We start from the raw sequence: 581 nt of genomic DNA, 5'->3' as shown, positions 1-581 counted from the left end.
GCTATTTGTCCAGCTGTAGCTGTAGCAGCAAATGCAGCAAACTGGCTTGAACCATCACTTATTGCACTAAAACCAAAAGCAGCTGAAAATGCTGTTACAAAAGCTAAGTTTCCACTATTGTAGATTTGAGACATTTCTTTGCCACTACCTATAGAAAAACCTGAACCATCACTCATACCATTTTGCTCCATAAAAGAAGCAATATTAGCATTAGTCACTACCATTTTTCCGCCGCCCTTATAAGCATTAAAGCCCATAGCATCGGCATGTGGATCTATTACCTTTTGATTCTCTTAATGATACAGAAGCTTGAGAAATCATATCACTTGCTCCCATACCTATAAAGCTTAATCCACTTCCTGATATTAAGATATCTTTACCATCATTTTTTACTAATGATAAACGACCATAGTTAGTATAATCATCTTTTAAAATACCTGCTCCAGGTCCCATATTACCAGTGATTTCTATACCTCTACCATCTCTTGAGTTAAGCACTAATCTACCATTGGCATCTCTTGAAGCTTCCACACCTGTGGTATCTTTTACTGAGTTAATAGCTGAAATCAAAGCTCCATTTT

At 36.8% G+C, this 581-nt stretch carries 1 pseudogene; it reads right to left on the bottom strand.

The window, feature by feature from the left end:
* A pseudogene (locus CAMP18498_RS07920) lies at nt 1-581 on the bottom strand (flagellin hook IN motif-containing protein); the annotation flags it as partial.

It is taken from the genome of Campylobacter sp. W0066.2 (genome assembly GCF_024723515.1).
GTDB lineage: Bacteria > Campylobacterota > Campylobacteria > Campylobacterales > Campylobacteraceae > Campylobacter_D.
Note: the sequence above shows the minus strand (reverse complement) of the source record. Positions and strands in the feature narration are given on the sequence as shown.